Origin of the sequence: Glaciihabitans sp. INWT7, assembly GCF_014217685.1 — a bacterium.
In the GTDB taxonomy this organism is placed as follows: Bacteria; Actinomycetota; Actinomycetes; order Actinomycetales; family Microbacteriaceae; genus Lacisediminihabitans.
In genome coordinates, this window is the sequence record NZ_CP043654.1 from 84,472 (window position 1) to 101,296 (window position 16,825).

Below are 16,825 nucleotides of genomic sequence, written 5' to 3' on the forward strand. Positions count from 1 at the left end.
GCTCGTGTACCGAGCGCACCGGCTCGGTGTCCGTCCGCTGCACGTATATTCGCGCTTGGATGGCATTTACGACCTTCCCGCGCCGTCGACAACGACCTACGCGGCCCTCGACCTGGCGACAGCGATGAACGAGCTGATGGCGCCTGCCGCCGGCACCTCCCGGACCATCACCGCGCGCGAGGCAGAGAAGCTCGTCGTCACCGCCATGAAGATCCGGAGACCGTTCAGGCTCGCGAGTATCAGCCACGCCAAGGCGCGAGCATTCACTCTCGACGGCCATCCCCTCAGCGAAACGGACACGTTGGAGCGCAGGCGCGCCTGGGCTGAGCGGCTATCGGAGTCAGGTTTCGATGGGGTGGTGTTCTCTTCAAGACTGCGAGGTTCGACCCACATCGTCGCGCTGTTCGAAAAGTTCAACGGTTCGGCCACCAAGCCGCCGGCAGTCATCCACGGGGTGCCCACCCCAGGGATTGAGGCCGCCCTCATGTCTGGTTTCAGTGTCGACGCCAAGCATGCCCGATCGCAAATCGATCTGATCTGAGCCTGCAGCGCGACCGTCGATAACCGCCTCACGCGGCCAGTTCACCCGCCGACACCCGAGTTCGACGCCACGCTAGCTGGGGTCCCAGTGACCTTCGATCTCATGCAACACATCAGCCCCCGCGGACACCGCCGCTTCCGCACGAGCGAGAAGCTCCGACAGCCTCACGTCGATCTCGTCGTACGCCGAAGCGAGCTCCGCCGAGGACGCATCCTTGAACCGGCCGGTCGCAGGAGCCAATGAGAAACCGCGCAGAGGGTCCCCCGCCGGCAGCTGACGCGCCTTCATGATCGCCGAAACGGACGTCGAGCTGAGAGGCTTGCCCGAGGCAATCCAACCGCGACGATCGACCGCAACGGTGAGGCAGTCAGCCTCCCGCCAACTGCCGTCGAGTCCGACACCGCAATCGTGCACTTCGTCATCGACACCGAGCGGGTTGAGGAGGCCCTGAACCTCAGAGCGGTGGCCTCTCGAAGCCGCGCCAACGACCCGCAGCCACCTGGTCACAGCGCAGGCCGGACATTCGGCGGGCACATCGCTTCGGGGGACGGGGCGATTGGCGATCCGGATCACAGGGAAGAGCTCGATGTCGTCCGCGATGAGCTCCATGGACTCACGACGAGTCAGACCCAGCACTCCGATCAGAGTGAGCAGCCAGGCGTCCCGGCGCCCGCGCAGTCCGATCGGGAATCTCAGTGTCGGAATTTGAGCGAGCGCGCGCTCGATCGACACCCACTCCTCGCCGGAGCGCACAGTGCTCGACCGGCCAGGGAGCTGCACCGGAAGCTGCACCCGCATGTCCTGGTGGGCGCGGCGTATAGCGCGAAGCCGGCGACGTGCGGTGGAGGGCCGCCCGGGCACGGCCCGCAAGAACGCCTCAACCGTCTCAGCTGTCGCAGGCAGCGGACTGGTCTCCGCAGCCGTGCACCAGTCGGAGAACAGCTCCCAGTCCCTGTCGAGGACGACCGTCGCGCTCACAGGCCGATCCTGGTGACGGCGTTGTGACGGAGCGGGTCGTTCTCACGGGAGTAGATCTCCAAAGTGGTGATGCCCTTGTGAAGGGTCTGCCTCATCACCTCGTGGTGGGTGGCACCGGCGCGGAACGCCTGGGTGACGAAGCCGGCGCGGAGGGAATGTGCACCGTAGATGGGGGCATTCATGCCCGAGGCGGCCACCCGGCGTTGAACGACGATGTTCACGACCCCGCCGGTGATCGCGCGGTCAAGGATGTTGCCGTTCTTCATCACCGGGCGAAACAGGGGCAGGGAGAGATCGAGGGTCGCGAGCTCCGGCAGCGGCCCGCGGCAGACGTGCTTGCTCGTGTCGACGTCGCGGAGCACCCGCATCGTCTCGGCCCGGCCTGTCGCGGTCGCGGCAAGGATCCGGACCCAGCGGACGAACGCGCACGGTGGGCAGGTCGTCGGGTTCGCCCCGTACGGAAGCCCCTTGACGGCTCCCCGGGATTCCTGGTCGGTTTTGGATTGCCGGAGGAGCACGTGCAGGCCGTCCTCGGGATGCAGCCGCACGTCTTGGAGGGTCAGCGCCGCGAGCTCGGAGCGGCGGTACGCCCCGGCAAACCCGAAGAGCATGATGGTCGCGTCACGCTGTCCGATAACCCCGGCCGGCCAGGAATGCAGATCGATCTCTCCGAGGACTCGTTTCAGGTCGGCAAGGAGCAGGGGTGCCTTGCGTGCCTCGGGCCGGGCGCGCTCGCGCCGGATGCCGGCCATGGTGAAGACGACCTCGGGATCTGCGCCAGGCTTCGGGAACCCCTTCAAGAAATGGGCCTTGTTGATCGAACCGACCCACCGCCCGAGCGTTCCCGGGGCGTAGAAGTAGTCCCCGTGCTCGTCGACCAGATTTGCGGCGTATGTGAGATACGCAGCGAGGGTTATCGGTTCCGCGGGAAGATCGGAGACGCCACGATTCCGGCACCATTCACCGAAGGCGAGCAGGTCAGTCTCGTTGCCGCGACGGGTGTTCTCTGACATGGCTGCGCGCTGGAACGCTCGGATCGCTTCCATCTCAGCTGGAGGCGTGACGAGCGACTGGTCGGTTCCGAAGACGTCGAGCGCCGCAGAACGCGGTCGGGAGCCCCGTCCGTGCCGCCTGGAACCATCGGGAGCGCTGAAATCGGCCACGTGAACTCACAATCGTCGGTCGCCACACGATTCTGCTCAAAACATGGGGCTACCACCCATTGTTATGATTCCGTCCAGAATCGTCAACAAAAATCTAGGGGTGTAAGCGACAGGGTACTTCCGTTCATTCGAACATTCCGGGGTTCGCCGCGGTGTTTCTTGCCCGCGGGCGGCAGCCTCAACACCGGATTTCCGCCATGGTTCGGCAACTCCGATCCCCGCGTCACCCGATAAGAGCAGGAATCGACGATGCTGTCTCGCCCACCGCTGGTATCCGCCGGCATATCCAGTCCTGGCCGCGCGTGCGGGAGCCGCGGTAGTGCCTCCCGCCCTGGAATGGCGCGCTGCAAGCGTGAGCAACACTGCCGCCAACGCGCCAGTCACCGTACCCACGGGCTGTCAGCCGACACTGAGGCCAGCTGCGGCTAGCTAAATCTCCGCCGGCGGGATGGTGCCCGCCTCTGGCGTCAACCAGCGCACTTCCTCATCGACGCGTTCAGGGAACAGGATGCCGGCCAGATCCCCGGCAGCCGTAGAACTGAGCCGATGGGAGTGCATTTCGAACCAGTCCCGGGCACCGTTCAGCATCTTCGCGAACTGCGCCACCTCCGCCCGGTACAGCAACTCCTCGCTCGCACACTCGGGAGCAACATCGATCTGGTGCCCGGGGCGTTCTCGTACCGCCCACCGCATCGCCGCGACAACGGTGGGAAACGATTCGTCGGCGGGAAGCACAGATCGGGGTCTCCGATCGTGGCCCGCGTTCACAACCGCGTACCCGCCCTCAAATGGATGGACGCGTACGACGGTTACGTGCTCGTCCTCGATCATCGGCCCTCCGCGGTGCTTCCAGAGAGTCTATTGACGAGGACCAGCGGGGGTAGGTCAGCCAGATTCGAAGCTTCGTCGCTGGAACACCGGGCCATGCTGAAGGAATTGCAGCTGAGTCCCCGATAGAGAAATCGACATCTCACCCATCCAGGCATGCTCAGATCGGGCCACTCGAGCGCGCCTGCTCCACGTCGCGTGACGCAATTGCAACTTGTCAGTTTGGACCGGAACCGTGTTGTCATTCCGGACGCTCTCCGACCGTCACCAAAAGAACGAGACCGGCGTCGGATCCGCGTCACCAGAGATACGAAATTCACTCTCAGTTGCCCGTCACCAAATGCACGAACTGGACCCGATTCGGTTGTCTTGGTCTGTCACCGGATGTACGAACTAGCGTCGCGAATGAGGTCCGATTGCCACTTTCTGGGCCCTCCTGTGGATAACAGCCCGTTCCGTCACCGAAGGTACGAACGCCAACTGTGCTCTGGTCGTATCTTTGGTGACGCGGAATCGTTCATTTGGTGACAGTGGTTCGTTCTTCTGGTGACACGACTGCCGCCGTCGGTGGCCCAACTCCCCCGCGGCTATTGGGATCTGGCAGGCTCTGCCTCACTCCCCCTCTAATGGGTCCTCTACTAGATACCTCTATCAACCCTGGCTTTTAAGGTGACCACGGAAGCGTGTGACAGCTGCCGTTGAGCAAATTGTGAGGCCACCGAGGCCGGGAAGGAGAATTCCACCAAGAACCACCCGAAGCACCGGAAGATGCGGGCAGAACAGGCCTCAGGAGCCCGACCAGGCCGTTTTTACGCCTTCTGCGCCGCGCAACACGCACTGGCCCTTCTCCGGGCACTGTGGCGTGCGTGGGCATCACAAGTCTCTGGGCCTAGCTCCTGCTCATTCGTCCAGCTCACCAGGGCCAGCACTTCGTAGATCTAGTGACGCCCTGAGCTCGTACATCTGGTGACGCGTCGAGTGGGGTTTCTCGGCGCGATCTCGTTCTTTTGGTGACGCCCAGCTGAATCAGGGGCCGCAATGACGCAATTTTGGGCTGGCTTCTCGTACATCCGGTGACGGACCTGACCAAGTTTCTTCGGGATCGGGTGCCGCGCAGGAGCAAAATCGCCTTGATTCGGCGCAATTTTCTCGGTAGGTGTTGGAGCGGCGACCAGGGGCGGTTCGTAAACTCGCTGACGCGGGGACGTCGTACATTCGGTGACGCTCGGCCTCGTCACCACTCCCCCACCGAGGTTACGACTCGATGGCCAGCGGAGCTTCGGGGAACTTGTCACCGGAGAATTGCATCTTCGATCGCTTCGCGGAGCGAACCTTCGGAATCGGAGTTGGCGATGGCTTGAGGATCAGCACGCCCTTGCCCGTATCCACGTTCAGTCCCGGGTAAACCTTCTGAACAGCCGCGATGGCTTCGAGGAACGCAGCCTTGAATTGCCGGGGCTGTTTGAACTGCGCTCCAAACTGCTCCTCGAGAGCTGCCCAGCTGATGTGGACGTCTTCCCGGATCCAGGACATGCGGTGCGCGAGCCAGAGGTACACGTCCGCTTTGAGGGGGCTGGGGGTGAGCTGCCGGAGGACATTGAGATCCAGCGGGATAGGCCGGGCCAAGATCTCTCGGGAGAAAGCCTCGGAGAGGACTACTTCGTTCTGCCACGGCGCGCGGTGGACGATGTCGCCCTCGTTGCGCGGTGCGCTGTCCCACAGGCTCATCTCAGAAGCGAACTGGAAGTAGACCGTCTTCAGCCCCTCGCCGGCGTTGTTGGACGCCCGCCCCTCGAAAGTGATTGAAGATCCGAAGAACCGCTGCATGTGGTCGCGCAGTCGGGTTGCGTTCGGACCGGTGTGCTGCATTCCGAGGCTTCGCATGAAAGCCGACACGGAGCCACCGAGCTCGACTGTGCGCCCACCGGATTTCATCACCTCAGTGGTGAGGAAGGCCACCAAAAGCCGCGGGGTGATCCCGTAGGGATATTTGCGCTCAAACAGTCCGGTCGTGGTGTTCTTCACCGTTCGCGGGGTCACCTGAAGCGTTACCTCGCCGTTTCGTCGGATCCAGACCTCCTGGTCCTTCGGGTCCTTGTACGGAAGTGACACCTGCGAGAACAGCGCCGGGGAGTATCCAACATCAGCGGTGTAGTCGGGGCTCTGCTGTATGGATGAAAAACGCAGCAGTTCGAGATCACGCTTGCTGGCGATCTCGAATTTGTCGGACCGCTTCGGCTCGCCGGCCTGGCTCATCTGAAACAAGGGCAGATCGCTCATCGTGTCACCTTCGCGTCGAGGCTGGCGTTCGAGTCGGAGCGAACACTCCCCCACTTCTCCTCGATCGCCATCTCGACCGCTTCACGCAGCGTGATGCCGTGTGCCACAACTACGTCGTCAAGAAGCTCCCGAGTAACCAGCGATACGCGAGTGTTCATCTGAACCGATATTTCCCGAGGACGTCGACGCTTTCCCGATATGTCGATGACTGTCAACTGGGCCTCCTCGAGAACGTGCTAGCTATCACCAAATCATCGCTGGTCTGTGTGCCACGAGCCCTCGCCTCGGTTGGCGTGTCGAAAGATCGACTCAGACGAAAGGGCGACCTCGGGGGAGGTAGCCCTCTCCCCCGGCGAAGGGCAGGCCACCGTTGTAGGTTTCTTCGAACCGCTCGCACTCTCTGATGACCATTGCGGTCATGAATTCTCGATATGTCTCAGCTCCCTCGGACTTGCCGACGGCGCGATATACAGCGCGGAGTCGGTTGTGAAGGTGCCGCGGCACTTCGAAGTTGACCCGCGGGATTTTGTTGCTCCGGGGGGCGTGCGCGAGATCCGTCGGCTCGACAGCTCCACTCCCCCGCTGCCGCCTGGTAGAAACAGGCGCTGAGCTCGGGATCGGCTCGCGTTCCTGCTGCAGCGACGTGGGCCGAATGTCGGCCTCGACAACAGGACTGGCCTGGGCTGAGACGGGGATTTCACTGGGCGCGGAGTTCACTTGTTGAATTGAGGTTCCAGACGGGGCCTGCGACCGAGCGGCCAACCGAGAATCCCGGTCCAGGATTGAGGCCGGTGCGGTCTTTGCTGCCGGCCTTCTGGGCGGCGGGCCGCCCACGTTTCGATTTGGCTCGCTCTCAGACATTGGATTCCTCTGCCGCTTTTGCCTCGGCCGCTTCCAGTTTTGCGATCAGTTCCGTCGTGATCGCCTGCATGGAGTCTGCGATTGAACCCACAGATGCTGGGCCGGCGGGCTCCGCCTGCTTGCCCGCCCTCCATCGCTCGTACCATTTCGGACCGTTCCGCACCTTGATGTCGAGTTCATGAGCAAGTAGGCCGGTCTCGCTCATCTTGTCGGCCGTTGCGGTGGCGTGGAAGGCGTAACTGTCGAAGATCACTCGATCCGCTACAGCCCGACCGAGTGCCTGGGAAGCCCGCTCCTTGAAGTCAGCCAGCAGCTTCACCGCACCCTTGGACAGCCCGAATGCAATGACCCCCAAGAGGTCGACGTCTGGATTCAGATCGATGAGCTTGTCCAGCCGTCTCGCTGTCAGAACTATGCCCTTCACGCTCCTGGCATCGGTCTTCGAGGGGATCAAAATGTATCTCGTCGCGGTCACAGCGAGGGACTGAATTACGTCGTTGCCGGGAGGACTGTCGATCAGCACGATGTCGTACTCCCCCGCGATCTTCGCCAGCTGGTTCGCCAAAGGAACTCTTGATTCCGTCACCTGTCCGAGATATTTCATGTGCGCGAGTTCAGCGGATGCTTCTTCTAGTGCTGTGCCGCCGACGAGCAAATCTAGGTTGGGACGGACGTTCTTGAGCGGCACTGGAGTTGCGTCGGGCTGTAAGAGAATCCTGGCAAGCCCCTCCCCGTCGTCGTCGTCATCCGTGCCGGTGATGCCTAGATCGTCAGAGATGTTCCCCTGCGGATCGAGATCGACGAGAAGCACCTTCCATGAGGACGATGCGAGCAGTCCGCCGATGTTGGCGGTCAGCATCGATTTCCCCACTCCCCCTTTGTTGTTGATGAGGGTGATCACCCGCTGAAGTTCAGATCGGTCAATAACGCTGGCCACATCGACCTTTCGCTGCCGTTGGAGGCCGACTGTCGGCGTCCTGATTTAGTCGGGCTAACCGCCCGACTCCCCAGCAATTGTATTTTGCGGTTGATCAATTTGTGCTTATTGATCCTTGCGCGTCTTCTGCTCGATTGGCTTTTGTGCAATATGAACTTAGCGGCCCCTGATCAATTGCGTGATTTGATCTTTGCGACAGCGTCGTGACGGCGCTAATTGCACCAAATGAACTTAGCGTGGGCGGTTGCGCTAAGCACAATTGGTGCAATTTGTTCCTTGCGTGGCATCAATAGTTCAATTTGAACAATACGACCAATTGCATCAAATTGAACTTAGCGTGAATCGTCGCGTGATGGACGAACGAGGCCTCACGAGGGTAAGTGGCCCATATCGGGGGTATCGACGCTCCACGGGGCGCACGGCGCCGATCAGAGGGGTGTGGGGAAGGAGGGTGAATGTCGGATGCTGTGCTGTCTAGGCTCAGAAACCCTGCTCCACCAGGCGGACGAAATCCTCCTGAGTCGAGTTGTCATCGTCCCAGTGCTCCCCAGAACCTGCTCGGACGACTCGTCCGTCCCGATCTAAGGTCAAGCGAACGGTACTCGCATCGACAAAAGCAGAGTCAGGGAGGTTGTAGATCAGGTCGATATCGTCTTCGTCATTCACGCTGATGTTCGGTCGGACCGGCATCTCGCCAAAGAGACGTACGATCGCGAGGCGTTGGGCTGCATTCAGATCCTCGGCACTTCCCATGAGGTAGTCGTTGACATGGCCGGTGACTGCTTTTTCCGACAGGGTCACCTGGGGGCGCGATTGCTCCTTGTCAGAAAACCTTCCCGAGATTGACCGCGGGTGGTTGGTGGCGTCGAAGACGTTGTCCATGAGTTGTGCCTTTCAGGGGAGCGAGGGCACCCCAGGTTTCGAAAACGTTGCTTGCCGATATACGTGTGTGGCGGGCATAGAACTGCCGGGGCTACCTCGTCGGAGGCCCCGGCAGCGAAGCAGTCTGCTTCTCGAATTGAATGGTTAGAGGTGGTCGCCGAGTGATCCGTCGGCCGAGCTCTCGTTGAGGTCGGCGAAGAGCTGAGCACGGAGGCCAGCGATCGGCTGCCAGCGCGGGCCGAAGTCGTCGGAGTGGTTGTCGAACTGCCCGACGATACGGCCAGCGTCATCGAAGACGAGGAGCGAGCCGAAAGGCGCCTCGTCCTGGTTCTTGTGCTGGACATCGGCGACGATGAATTCCCCGTCGCGGTAGACCTTGGTGTCCACCCAGTCGCCGTTGACGTTGGTCTGGCGGAGTCCATTGTCCAGGACCCAAGCGTCGTTGACGGCCTGGGTTGCGTTGCGCACAAGCGCCTGGTGGGTGGGGGAGAGGTCCTCGGTCTCCGCGGCGGAGAGCTCGGAAGCAACCCCAATCCGGTCGTAGAAGAACGTCGGGTCGTAGGCCGGCAGCTCGGGGAACGCGAGTCCAACCTCGGGGGCTCCATAGGTCTTTTCAGTGAACGTTCCGTCGTTGAGGCGGGCGTAGTCGGTGTCGTTGTTGATGGTCATGAAAAGTATGTGTGCGGCTACTATTCAGGCGTCCCAACGACGATGATGATTCCCTTGCCGTCAGATGTTGCCGCTGATGCGTAGGCGAGAGCCTCGTGCCCGAAAAGGATAGGCGCGGTCGGCGATGTGCCGAAACCGTCGACGGCGCGACCGATAAGGTCGCGTCCCTCGACGCCGTAGCCACCGATAATCACCGCGGCGTCTCGGCCGCACACAGTTTCCGCGTGAGTACCGGACAGACCGTTCGAAGCAGCAAGCGTCGTCTTCGCCCACTCGAGAAAACATGCATCGAGGTGCACGGCCACAGCAGCAGGCTCTGAGGGCAGCACGGTCGATCCGAGGTACTGGACATCGAAACCGAAGTCGCGGCTGAGGCCGTTTGACGTGTCAACTATCGGAGAGCCACCGACCTCGGCCAGTGGGAGGCTTGCGTCATTCTCAATACTCACCGATGCGTGTCCCGGCTCAGGGCTCCCGCTCGCTTTTGCGTCGGCGCGCAGGCGTGCGATCTCGACGGAGTCGAGCTTCACATGGGAAATGCCGGTGGATGCGGGGGAGGGGCTGACCGAGGAGGACGAGAGTGCCCAGCATCCGATACCCGTTGCGGCAGCCAGAACGACTGCCGCAACGATGATGATGCGATTCGTGCGACGCCTCACGCCGGGGCCCGGCGCAGCACGTCGGCGCCCGCTCAACCCCAGACCCGGTTCACGTTGTAGTGGACGTCAGCGCCTTTGACGCTGACAGGTGAGGTCACCCAGAGTGTGTCGCACTTGTACACCGGTCGCGAGTGGAGATAGTGGGCCACCTGGGTGCCGTCACCGATCTGCCAGCCGTCCTGCTTCCCGAAGTACCCCTTGTCGTTGCCGGGGCCGGGGATCGAGAGGTTCTCGGTGTGATAGTAGGACCATCCCAGCTTGGAGCCGGCGGGGCAGTAGGTGATGAAGTCCATCTGGTACGACTCGTTGAACCCGCCGCCGTTGATAGCCAGCCCGGCCGGGTAGGTCTTGTTGCAGGTAGTCGGCTGGATGTTCCAGCAGGTGGCGAAACCTTCGGTGTCGCCGCGGACGAAGTCACGGAAGTCAAAACCGTCGTACACGGGTGCGGCGGGTGAGTTCATACGCGTGTAGAAAGTGGCGCTCTGAGCTGTCGAAACCTTGCTCTGCGAGCCGGTGACGGGTGAGACACACTTGGTATCGACTCGCTCCTGGTAGGGATAGCCCTCGAGAGCGTAAGTCGGGTTCCAGACGGCGTTCGTCTTCGTTCCAAATGCGCCGATCGTGTAGTTGCCGGTGGAGACCGCTCCGGTCGTTCCGTTCCAGATCTTGTTCTGGATCTCACGCGAGCTCGAAACGGTTCCGGCCGGGCAGGCTCCCGCGTAGCCCCAGCTGATGGACCCATCCGTGATCTTGGCGCCAGATCCGGTCCCCGTGTAGGTGATCGCGGAAGCCATCGGAGCGGCAGGCCAGGCGTTCGAAACTCCGCCGTAAGCGGGATTGCCATCCAGGCCGTTCACCGTCGGGGTCACCTTGTAGTTGGTGGCGAAACCGTACGTGGTGCCGAGAGGGAATGTGACAGTCTTCGCGAGAGCCGTGGTGGAGCCCTCGTCGCCCGACGCGGTCGGCTTGACCGGCGCCGCAGTCCAAGTAACACCGAAAGTGGTCGGGAGGCTCGACACGGGAGTCCAGCTGAGGTCATGCTTCTCAGCAGTTGTTCCGTTCGCGACGGTCAGTGAAGTCGCGGGCACCGTCTGGGTGTAGAGCGCGCTCGCCTCGTCCGGCTTGTTCGCCAGGTCGCACTTGACTGAAACCTGAGCCTCGCCTTCGGATCCGTTGCGGACTCGGGGCATGTTGAAGACGGTCGGGTTGCCGTTCATGACGCGGCTGAAGGTCGCGCTTTCCGGAGACTGTCCGGCAGGAGATGATGGCGCCCATGTGATGGTGACGAGCGACGGCATGTCCTGGCAGATGCCGCCCAGGAAGGAGACGGTCGCGCCTTCGCGGACTCCTCCGTAGATGTCGCCAGCGGTAGCGGACCGAGTGACCCAGACCTGGCCGATTGCGCTGGGCGCGACGATCGGCTCGGCAGGCGGGACATACTTCGATCCCGGCTGAGCTTCGGCGAAGTTGACGACCGAGGTGAGTCCCACCATCTTGGCGTTGCGTGCGTAAGTAGTGAGGCCCTTCGCGTCAGCGCCGAGCTTCATTTCTACGCGCTGCGGGCGGACATCGGCCCAGTCCTGTGCGGGAACTCCCGCCGGCGCAACAGCGGCGGCAAGCGTGGCGTTGCCCGCGGAGTCGAAGGTGATCGAGCGACCGCCCACATTTTCAAACGTGAAGATGCTCGGAGTTACGTTGGCGAGGAGAGCGTCGCGTCCCACCGGGCTCGGGGCAGGGATCGGCGTGCTGTCGTCGCACTTTCCGGCAGAGCTGGCCTTGTCGTTGACCAGGGTGAGGACTCCGTTCACCTGCACATCGCGCCATGTGACTATGTCGCAGGACTCGACGCCCGACGGTGAGGTCCTTGTCGTCATCAGCACAGCGGTATCGGTACCGAGACCCTTGACGATGTCCGCCTTGCCCACCGCAGCGGTGAAGCGAAGGCTCGACGCCTGAAAAGATGCCGAAGTCTGCGTGGACGTGGTCGTCGAGAGGAAGATGAACAGCATGACGCCGATGGCGCTGACAAGCCCGGTGAGCACGATGATGCGAACGATCATCGAGACCATGAGGTCAGGGATCGACACCGAGATGCCGCCGGTCCTGTTCTGCAGAACCTGAGCTCGGGTACGGAGCGGGTGCTTCATTACTACTTCCATCCGGTCGGGGCGGAGCCGTCGGGGAACGGCATTTTCAGTGCAGTGTTCGGTGTGGTTCCGAAGTCAACCGGCCAGAGACCAGAGTCGCTGTGGCCAAAAGACCAAAGCCCACCGCGTGAGTCCATGGCCGCCGTAGCGACCGCGTCGACACTCAGGCCGATGAAGGTGACACCAGGAACCGCCAGCTTCGGCACGCGGGAGACGGTGGTAGTTCCGTCTCCGTACTGGCCGCCGGCGTTGGCACCCCATGCGTAGAGGTTCCCGGCCGTGCTGATCGCGTAGCTGGTGTTCGCGTCGGCGGCCGTGGTGCTGAACGTGTCGGTGGTGGTCGCGAGCACCGGGCTGGTGCGGGGCAGGTTGGTTCCGTCTCCGGCGGCGCCCGCCAGTCCCCATGCCCACAGTTTTCCGGCCATGTCGACAGCCGCGGTGCGACGGCCGCTCGTTTGGATGCTTGCAAATTTGGTGACGCCGACTTGAGTGGGGGTCGCCACATCGACAGTCGTTCCGAGGCCGAGCTGTCCGGCGGCGTTCGCGCCCCAGGCCCAGAGGCTCCCGGCCGTATCAATCGCGAACGTGGAACCTGCTTGAGTGGTTACGGAGAAGAACGTCTGGCCCGGGGCGACCTGCTCAGCATCGCGGATAGAGGCCGCGGCCGAGCCGGTGCCCAGGCGACCGTTGGCGTTCTGCCCCCAGGCCCACAGGCGGCCCTGGCTGTCGATAGCGAAGGTGGAGTTCGAGCCGGTGGCAACCGTCTGGATCGGGTAGTTGATCCCGCCACGGACCGGGACACCGGACCCGGCAGCAAGGCCGAGCTTGTTGCTCGTGTTGGCGCCCCACACCCACAGTGCGCCCTTCGAGTCCACCGCGAAGCTCGAGGTGGCGTCGGTGACTACCTTCCGGTATTTGACCGCAGGAGTCAGCGGGACGGGCGAAGCGCTGTCCGTTGTCGTTCCATCGCCGAGCTGCCCACTTGCGTTCGCGCCCCAGCCCCAGAGGTGCCCACTCGAGTCGATGGCGAGACGGCTTGCCGCAGTGATCCAGTTCGTGGCATCTTTCGATTGGCCGGCTTGTTCTTTCAGCGTGAGGGGACGGATGGAACCCGCGGTGAATCCCCAGAGTGTGTAGGTGTCCGCGAGCTCGTTCGGCGCGAGCGCCCAGACGGGATAGCCCGCTGCGTCGAAACCTGTCACGTGGGTTACAACCGTCGGCGAGACTCGGACCGTTCGGTCGATAGCGAAGCGACCCGATTCGCTGGCTGCGTGAACGACCAACGTCTTGCTCTTGTCGGGATTGACCCCCAGGCTCGTGATCGTCGTTCCCAGACCGGTGCGCGCATCCCACTCGAATGCGAGAGACGGGGTGACAGAGTCGGAGGTCAGTGAAGTGTTCAGCTGTCCAGCGAACTCGTTCGCGCGCGACTCCACCGCGGCGGTGAGGTTCTTGGTCTGGGCGACGAGCGTCGATTGCGCGGAGAAGTTCACGACCGTGACACCGACGGCGAACATGACAATGATGGCGAGGACGCTGAGCCCGAGGACTTCAGCGAAGCCGCGCTTGGAGGCGAGGACTGCCTTGTAGCTGAACTTGGTCATGAGCCCGCCTTGTAGATCATCACGCGGCGGACATCGACGGAGCGGTCTGGGCTGGACATCGTTACGGGCCCGCCTGGTGTGACCTTGATGGTGCCGAAGTAGCTGTCGAGGACGGTCTGCACCGGGAGGATGCCGAGGTCTTTGCCGTCCTGGACGATGTGGATCTCGCCCGGAGCTCCGATCGATGCGGCGTTGACGTAGAAGCGGTACAGCGATGGCGCAGTTGGTGCGGGCATCGTTGCGATGTTCGTGCGCGGCTGGACCGGTGTTGCCAGGTTCGCAACCGAGAGACCCGGAGCGAGAGGAGGCATGATCGAACGAAGGTCGTTCGCGTGGAAAGCAGATGCGTAAACGCAGTCGTCGGAGTGGACCGTCGCGATGTCATTGCAGACCGAAGTTCGGGTGGTGTTACCGGAGCGAGCCATGGAGGCGAAATACTCGACGCCGACGGCGCTCGGCACCGCCCAGAGGTACGAACTCATCTCGACGCCGGAGGGCAGGGTCACCTTCTCATCGATCGCGGTGCTCTGCGCCGTGTCCCAGTTCTTCACCAGAGACGGCTTGCCCGTCAGGATGTTCAGTTCCTGCGTGCGCTCGGCATTGCTTGACGATGAGCCGATCGCGCCGGAAGAGCTGACCGCACCAGCGGCGATGATGCCGATGATGGCGACGCTGAGGATCGTGGAGATGATCGCCTCGGTGGTCGAACCGGTTTCGTCACGGAGGACCGCCGTTCGACCCTTGATCGCGCGCGCGAAAGCGGAGCGGCGTGAGCCAGTTCCGTTCTCGCTGTGCAGCTTCATGAGGGGTTCCTTCGGGTTTGTGCCGGGGGATGAGGACGGTCCCCAACCCCCGGCACGGTTACTACGTGTGCGGCCAGAGTTACTTGAGGTCGCTGGAGGCCGCGATCTGCGGCTCGGTCGGGCAGGTCATGCCGGCGCCGGTGTCCGGGTTTGCGGTCGGCAGGGTGTCCTGAACCGTGGTCGTCTTCGAGAAGACCCAGTAGTAGTGACCGGCAGCGGAGAGAACGCCGGCGCAGTAGAGGTCGCCCTGAGCGACGATCTTGATCTTCTTGTCGCTCTTGAGGATTGAGCCCTTCGCGACGAGCTCAGCACCGGAACCGTAGGTGGGAGGTGCGGCCTGTGCGTAGTAGACCTGCTCGGCGCTCTGCACAGTCTGCAGATCACTTCGGGCGGTCGAGTCCTGGGCGAAGGGCACCACGAACACGATGCCGGCCACGACAGCACCGATGACGACGAGGCTGACGACGATCGCGACGATGATGTTCGGGATCGACACCTCGAGGCCGTCCTTGTTCGAAAGCACCGACTTGGCGCTCAGGCGTGCGTGCGCGAAACGGCCGGCGAGAGTTCCTGACTTGATCGACTTCACTGTGCTTCTCCTAGAGTCCTGGGGTATCAGGCGGGGTCCGCTGACACGTTCAAGCAGAAGACATGCGGCAAGTTGCCGAATCGGCGGCTCCGGGGGCCGAATGCAAGTGAAATTCTCAGTATTGGAACAGGGCCGCACCCGCCAGCGCTGTCACCGTCGTAGCCACGAACATCGACGGAACGTGGGGGAGCGGTTTGTCGGCGGCGATGTTCGAACCGCGCGAGACAACGTGGATGGCGGCTTGCAGGCAGAAGCCGAGTGCGACACCCCAGATCGCGAGAAACGGGTTGATTGCCCCGAGCACCAACGCGGGAACCGGAGAGAGCTTCACGTCGCCGCCGCCCATGTTCCCGCGGACACCAAGTTCCAGGTAGCAGGCAAACACAGCTCCTGCGCACAGAAAAGCGCTCACCCACTGAGCGGCCACAATCTCGTCATGGACAAGCGCGAGGAGGACGGCGACGCTCAGGGCAGCGGTCGACCAGTTGTCCACCTCTGCCCAGCGAAGGTCCGCGATCGCGAGGATTCCCATGCCGACGACCACAACGAAGATGGCCGTCACAGGGATGATGACTCCGAAGATCATCAGCCGGCCATGTGGAGCAGCGCGGGCGCGAACGTGGTTACCGGGATGGCAACCATGAGGATCACGACTGCTGCGGCCGTCAGCACGACGATCTCGGTGATGGGGCCTACCTTGTCGACGAATTCAGCAAGGCGCCTCTCCGACTTCTTGTTGAACGTCTGAGCCAGGTCGCGCATCACCTTGATGCGCTCGCGAGGAGACGGTGCGATGTCGATACGGTGGCTGAGGTTCCACGGGAACAGAGGAGTGCGCGCGACATCACCGAAGACTGCCTCTCCAACACGCTGTTTCAGGATGTGCTCGCGAACGTGCGCCTCGATGGCCTCGTTGCCGCAGGAACGGCCAGCGATCTCCAAGGCGTCGAGCTCGGTCATGCCGGAGGACAGGCAGGCGGCGAGGACGTCGCAGAAGCGACCTGCGGCTCCCATCTGCGTGATCGGTCCGACCAGAGGTGCGCGCAGAGCCAGGCGGTCGCGGAGAACGCGGAGTTGCTTGTTCTTCCGGCCGATAAAGCCCCAGTAGACGAGCCACGCGATCCAGAGCACTGCGGCGGCTCCCATCGCCCATTTCAGGGAACCACCGACGGCGATCATGACGACGGTCATGGCCGGGGCTTTTGCTCCGATGCTCGTGAACATGGTGACCACGCCGGGGAGCAACCATTCAGCGGCGACGAGGATGAAGGCGAGCACGATCCCGAGAGTGAGCAACGGCTTGAACAGAGCGGAGCGGACCTTCGCTTTCACGTCCGATGAGGCGACGATGATGCTTGCCGCCTGGCGAAGGTTCGCGTGAAGGTCCCGCGGTGTCGTACCGGCGGAGATCAGTTCGCGAGCGACCTGAGGAAACACGTCCGTCTCCGCGCACAGAGCTGCGATGATCGTGTCGCCCTCTTCGCGCATCCGCACGCTCGCGCGTCGGTACGCCTGGCCGATGTTGACCTTCGCGTACTGGTCGGCGAGCTGAGAGACCGCACGATCTTCGCTCTCTCCCGCCTCCAGCATCGAGGCGAGGTCTTCGAGGGTCTCGGCGAGGTCGTCCACGGATGACTTCTTGGCGACGATGGTGATTGCGGGACGTTTCTTCTCGCCGGTGCCGTCGGAGGTGCTGACATCCTTGCTCCGCTCGGCGGCGCGCGCGTTCGCGATCGCCTCCTTGTCGGCCTTTGTCTTCCGCGCGGGGCGCAGCGCCTTCTTCGACGGCAGGGTCAGCTTGATGGAGTCGTGCACGAGCACCGGGGCCGCGTCAACGGTAGGTGCTTCGGTGAGCGAGGAGGGGTTCGATGTTGGGGTGGTCAT

General features: G+C 62.7%; 17 protein-coding genes. 1 reads left to right on the top strand and 16 read right to left on the bottom strand.

Annotation, left to right across the window (positions count from 1 at the left end; genetic code table 11):
* Positions 1 to 4 precede the first annotated feature (4 nt).
* A complete protein-coding gene (locus tag F1C58_RS16555) occupies positions 5 to 541 on the top strand; it encodes an RES family NAD+ phosphorylase (RefSeq protein WP_185204226.1) in 537 nt (178 codons plus the stop codon).
* 72 nt (positions 542 to 613) lie between these two features.
* Here the strand turns inward: F1C58_RS16555 and F1C58_RS16560 are convergent, their stop codons facing one another.
* From F1C58_RS16560 to F1C58_RS16635, 16 genes are all read right to left on the bottom strand, one after another.
* Positions 614 to 1,519 (bottom strand): hypothetical protein, encoded by a 906-nt coding sequence (locus tag F1C58_RS16560; RefSeq protein ID WP_185204227.1) that lies wholly within the window; start codon positions 1,517 to 1,519, stop codon positions 614 to 616.
* Positions 1,516 to 2,532: a site-specific integrase gene (locus F1C58_RS16565; RefSeq protein WP_185204228.1), complete on the bottom strand. Its 1,017-nt coding sequence runs from the start codon at positions 2,530 to 2,532 to the stop codon at positions 1,516 to 1,518. Before F1C58_RS16565 ends, F1C58_RS16560 begins: the two co-directional genes overlap by 4 nt.
* Positions 2,533 to 3,111: 579 nt before the next feature.
* Positions 3,112 to 3,417, bottom strand: a complete 306-nt coding sequence (locus F1C58_RS16570; protein ID WP_185204229.1) for a hypothetical protein — start codon at positions 3,415 to 3,417, stop codon at positions 3,112 to 3,114.
* Between the two features lie 1,347 nt (positions 3,418 to 4,764).
* Positions 4,765 to 5,790 carry a replication protein RepA gene (locus tag F1C58_RS16575; RefSeq protein WP_185204230.1) on the bottom strand — a complete coding sequence of 342 codons (1,026 nt, stop codon included), beginning with the start codon at positions 5,788 to 5,790 and terminating at the stop codon, positions 4,765 to 4,767.
* On the bottom strand, positions 5,787 to 6,005 hold the full coding sequence (locus tag F1C58_RS16580) for a hypothetical protein (RefSeq protein ID WP_185204231.1): 219 nt from the start codon (positions 6,003 to 6,005) through the stop codon (positions 5,787 to 5,789). Before F1C58_RS16580 ends, F1C58_RS16575 begins: the two co-directional genes overlap by 4 nt.
* A 94-nt stretch (positions 6,006 to 6,099) precedes the next feature.
* On the bottom strand, positions 6,100 to 6,651 hold the full coding sequence (locus F1C58_RS16585; protein ID WP_255461402.1) for a hypothetical protein: 552 nt from the start codon (positions 6,649 to 6,651) through the stop codon (positions 6,100 to 6,102).
* Positions 6,644 to 7,552, bottom strand: a complete 909-nt coding sequence (locus tag F1C58_RS16590; protein WP_185204233.1) for a ParA family protein — start codon at positions 7,550 to 7,552, stop codon at positions 6,644 to 6,646. Before F1C58_RS16590 ends, F1C58_RS16585 begins: the two co-directional genes overlap by 8 nt.
* Before the next feature lie 516 nt (positions 7,553 to 8,068).
* Positions 8,069 to 8,470, bottom strand: coding sequence for a hypothetical protein (locus F1C58_RS16595; RefSeq protein WP_185204234.1), 402 nt, complete (start codon positions 8,468 to 8,470; stop codon positions 8,069 to 8,071).
* 144 nt (positions 8,471 to 8,614) lie between these two features.
* Positions 8,615 to 9,139 (bottom strand): hypothetical protein, encoded by a 525-nt coding sequence (locus F1C58_RS16600; RefSeq protein ID WP_185204235.1) that lies wholly within the window; start codon positions 9,137 to 9,139, stop codon positions 8,615 to 8,617.
* Between the two features lie 20 nt (positions 9,140 to 9,159).
* On the bottom strand, positions 9,160 to 9,669 hold the full coding sequence (locus F1C58_RS16605; protein ID WP_185204236.1) for a hypothetical protein: 510 nt from the start codon (positions 9,667 to 9,669) through the stop codon (positions 9,160 to 9,162).
* A gap of 161 nt (positions 9,670 to 9,830) precedes the next feature.
* Positions 9,831 to 11,945, bottom strand: coding sequence for a hypothetical protein (locus tag F1C58_RS16610; protein WP_185204237.1), 2,115 nt, complete (start codon positions 11,943 to 11,945; stop codon positions 9,831 to 9,833).
* A gap of 2 nt (positions 11,946 to 11,947) precedes the next feature.
* Positions 11,948 to 13,549 carry a hypothetical protein gene (locus F1C58_RS16615; protein ID WP_185204238.1) on the bottom strand — a complete coding sequence of 534 codons (1,602 nt, stop codon included), beginning with the start codon at positions 13,547 to 13,549 and terminating at the stop codon, positions 11,948 to 11,950.
* Complete coding sequence (locus F1C58_RS16620) at positions 13,546 to 14,352, bottom strand: hypothetical protein (RefSeq protein WP_185204239.1); 807 nt, start codon at positions 14,350 to 14,352, stop codon at positions 13,546 to 13,548. Before F1C58_RS16620 ends, F1C58_RS16615 begins: the two co-directional genes overlap by 4 nt.
* Before the next feature lie 79 nt (positions 14,353 to 14,431).
* Complete coding sequence (locus F1C58_RS16625; protein WP_185204240.1) at positions 14,432 to 14,941, bottom strand: hypothetical protein; 510 nt, start codon at positions 14,939 to 14,941, stop codon at positions 14,432 to 14,434.
* Between the two features lie 115 nt (positions 14,942 to 15,056).
* Positions 15,057 to 15,503 (bottom strand): A24 family peptidase, encoded by a 447-nt coding sequence (locus F1C58_RS16630; RefSeq protein WP_185204241.1) that lies wholly within the window; start codon positions 15,501 to 15,503, stop codon positions 15,057 to 15,059.
* Positions 15,504 to 15,526: 23 nt separating this feature from the next.
* Positions 15,527 to 16,825: a type II secretion system F family protein gene (locus F1C58_RS16635; protein WP_185204242.1), complete on the bottom strand. Its 1,299-nt coding sequence runs from the start codon at positions 16,823 to 16,825 to the stop codon at positions 15,527 to 15,529.